The sequence below is a fragment of the Wolbachia endosymbiont of Glossina morsitans morsitans genome (assembly GCF_000689175.1).
Lineage (GTDB): Bacteria > Pseudomonadota > Alphaproteobacteria > Rickettsiales > Anaplasmataceae > Wolbachia > Wolbachia pipientis.
On sequence record NZ_AWUH01000166.1, the window covers coordinates 1 to 3,594 of the forward strand.

1 protein-coding gene and 1 pseudogene are annotated in these 3,594 nt (G+C 33.2%); one reads left to right on the forward strand and one right to left on the reverse strand.

The genetic code is table 11. From position 1 onward, the window contains the following. Positions 1-1,006: 1,006 nt before the first annotated feature. Entirely contained in the window at positions 1,007-2,956 is a 1,950-nt protein-coding gene (locus tag WGMM_RS04145; RefSeq protein ID WP_038250534.1) for an ankyrin repeat domain-containing protein, read from the forward strand. A gap of 382 nt (positions 2,957-3,338) precedes the next feature. Here the strand turns inward: WGMM_RS04145 and WGMM_RS06160 are convergent. Beyond that, positions 3,339-3,503, reverse strand: a pseudogene (locus tag WGMM_RS06160) (recombinase family protein); the annotation flags it as partial. Positions 3,504-3,594 lie beyond the last annotated feature (91 nt).

Here is a 3,594-nt window from a genome sequence, read left to right on the forward strand (position 1 = left end):
CACCTATATCGCTTGGTGTTAGTGATTCCAGTAATTTTGGTGACCTGCTACAGTCGAGTTTAAAAGGTCCTGAAGCTAGTCGTGTTTCTGACCTTAGCAAAGGTAAAGGCGGTAAGTAGAGGTAATCGGTAGATGAAAGGAGTGTAACAAAAACCTTATGCATCAAGTAAAGATTGTGAGCAAGTTTAAAGAAGTTAAGGTGGGTAACCTGTTTTTTTCTACTTGCAGCAATGTTTCAAAAAGTATATGTGTCGAGTTGGGTAAAGTTGAAGGAGGTTCTTAAATGAGCAAGTATTAATTTGGTAGTGTATAACATTAATAAATTTAAATGATGCAACCATTTCCAGCAACAAAAATCAGCTAGCGTGAGAAGATTTTTTCTTGGAATCGCGTGGTCTACCATGTGTACCATACGAACTTTTTCGTATAGTGATTTTGCTATACGCTAAAACTAGCCATATTAGCGCATTTCATCCATATCTACATACGAACTATTTTGCCTAAGCTTATGAAAATAATTTAAATCTTCTATTTTTATAACCTTATTTTTACGCGGCTTGTTCTCACAAATATACGACCTTTTTTGCAATTTTAGAAAGAGTCAATAATTGAATTCCTTATAACACTAGCTAGCATGGTATCTTCACTAAAATATTTTTTTTAAAAGTTAGTTGACTTATAAATAATTCTCTACTGATACTAGCATATGTTTTTTATTCTGCTGAAGTGGCTCCGCAGGTTACTGTATAATCTTCAGCAGTTTTTCCACTCCTTTAAAGCATAATCCATCATGCTTTTAATAATAGTGATGTCAAATATAGGTCTTAACTATTTTAATCTATAGTAAAATTAACTCAAATTTGCAGTCATAAGCAACTTTTAACCTACTAGTAGTACTCGCCATAAAAACTTAACAAAAGCTTAACGACATAAGTAATAAAAAGATTGTGGTTATTGATTTAATGTTATATATTGCACATAATATATTATGTTTAGAGAGGCAAGTATGGGTGATTTTACTGAGACGGTGAAATCTATCATCAATCAACTACAACCAAAATCCAAACCGGAACTATCTGATATTGAATATGAATCCATTGTAGAGCATCTATCATCTAAAGAACATTTATTAAATGAGCTGATGAATGATATGTGGTACTCAGGAGATTTACCACCAGTTAGAAATCATAATGAACTACCTTCTTTAATAGATAGCAAACTTGGACTAAACGAACAAATTTGTGTTTGGTTTGCTCTAGATCACGATCTTACACCAAGTCAAAAAAATTTAAACAAAAAGTTACTTAATGCTCTAAAATGTTTAGCTTCTAACTGTGGTTCATTTGATAATACTGATCCCCTTGAAGAATTTTTATATGACAATAAAAGTAATGAAGATTTAAAAGTAATTCTTAACGTAAAGAGAGGAGAATCTGAGTCAACAGTATTACATGCAATTGCAGGAGCAAAGATTGGTGGATTTCGTCGTTCAGGTAATCAGGCTATAGATTTACTCTTAGAAGCAGGCGCAGATCCTAACATACAAAATGGCAAAGGAAAAACACCATTAAACTTTGCTGCTGCCAAAGGTCATTACGATAATGCAAACTCTCTCCTCTTGAAAGGAGCTAATCCTAACATAATAAGCAAAAAGGGGAGAACTCCACAACAAATAGCGACTAATAAACTCTGCTATAATATAGAAGAATTATTCCTAACTGATAAACAGAAAAAGTTAAATGCAGAATTGTATGACCTACTTGTACGTGATTCAGACTGTACTAAAAATTTAAAAGAGTTTTTAGCTGAGCATAAAGGAGATTTAGATCTAAAAGTGGTACTAAATATTCGGCAAGGAACGGGCGAGTCAAAGGTGTTTTCACATGTTGAACGTTTTTATTGGGATAATGAAGATTTTGCTCAAGAGTTAAGGAAGATATTTCTAGAAGCAGGAGCATTAGATTATCGTATAAATATCAATCATTCTTACCAAAAGAAACAACAGGTCAGTACCTTACTTGTTAGTTTAACTTCAAATCAAAAGGAAAAGTTAAATAAGTTTTCTGATAAGGTATTTCGGGCTCAAAACATGGTTGAACTTGAAGAGATTGTAAATGATGCTATAAAGTCTGGCGTACGATTAAACTATTCTTTTTCACAAGATTTCTTCTCAGGTAATGAGTACACTTTTACCGATTATGTGATGAAAAAAGTCGGTGAGTTAGAAAAAAATCCTGAAGTTGCTAGTAGTATAATATGTCGATTAGTATCAAAGGGGGCAGTGTTTGGCAATACACTTGATGCTAATACACTGACATCAGAATTCAAAGAGCAAAAAACTAACATGAAAAAAGCTTATAGGGATTATATTAGCAATGTTCATAAGTTTATTGAAGTCGCAAAAAGTGCAACTAATAGCGAGCTAAAAGATGCAAGAATAGACAATTCCGTTTTTTACTTAGAATATTCTAAAGATAGTAAAATAGATATTACACAGATAATAGATGGGGCAAGGAGCTTGGGTCTAACCCAAGGAGATGTAAAGTGTGGAAGAAAAATAGTAAAGATCGGCAATAGTGAAGTAGAAGTTAAAGTTGAAAATGGCATAAGAAATTACACAGATCTTACAGAAGGTAGTGATATAGTATTAACTTTCTATACTAGTTTGGGAAATGTAGATGTTAGACTGTATCCTGACGTACAGGATAAAAGCAAAATTATAGTAAAAGTGAGTAATAGAGAGGAAATATTAGAAAAATTCAAAGGTCGTGAAGAAGAGTTAGGCAATGATTGCGCGCTCGGTGACTACTGGGTCTACTATGCTATTGAGCGTGGATATTTTGAAAGATCTGGTGGATTAATGCGTCCTGAAGTAATAAGCGAGTCTAACAACAAATGGAGAGAATGTGAAGAGTTAAGAAGGACTTCCAATTCTAGGAGAGAAGTTTCTAGGTAGATTAATTTGCTAAAAAAGTTAAAGAGTATTATTTAAATACAAACTGCTATAATTTATAGATTAAGAAAGTTGTACCAATGTCTATGATCTTTTAAGAATACTCTTTTGGCTGAGCTGCCTTTTACACTCCAGGTCTACCATTAAAATATGCAGCTAAAATTGGATACATTTTCTGCCACTGTTGCATCTAATATGCTAAAATCTTCATCATTTATATTGATATTCTCGCATAATTGATTTTGTAACATTTATCTGCTCTTCTATATCAATTTCAACATCTTTTTGTGTGACCCTTTGTAGTAGCTCCTTTTGCAATAACCTTTTTTAATTTTCTGGCACATACTTTTTTCGATGTTTTTTCATATTGTTGTTTTTATAAACGTTACGACGCTGAGCCGCAAAATTTCTCCCTTTGCTCACTCCACAGCACCGGTATTTCCCTCAAGTCAGATAGCTTCAAACCTCTCGGTTGTCTCCCATTTACTATGTCTTCTTTAATCTTCGGAGCTAAATAATTTAACCTTAAAATTTGTTGTATGCGTCTTGTATAGCCTTTCTTATAATAGTCCGAATGCGATAAGATATGTGTTTATGGCTATAGCAGGCCAGTAGCATATTACGGTCTGTTCGGATTATTG

Bases quoted from the DNA above. Each gene is read 5' to 3' on its own strand.
- WGMM_RS04145 (WP_038250534.1), top strand. From the start codon at position 1,007: ATGGGTGATTTTACTGAGACGGTGAAATCTATCATCAATCAACTACAA.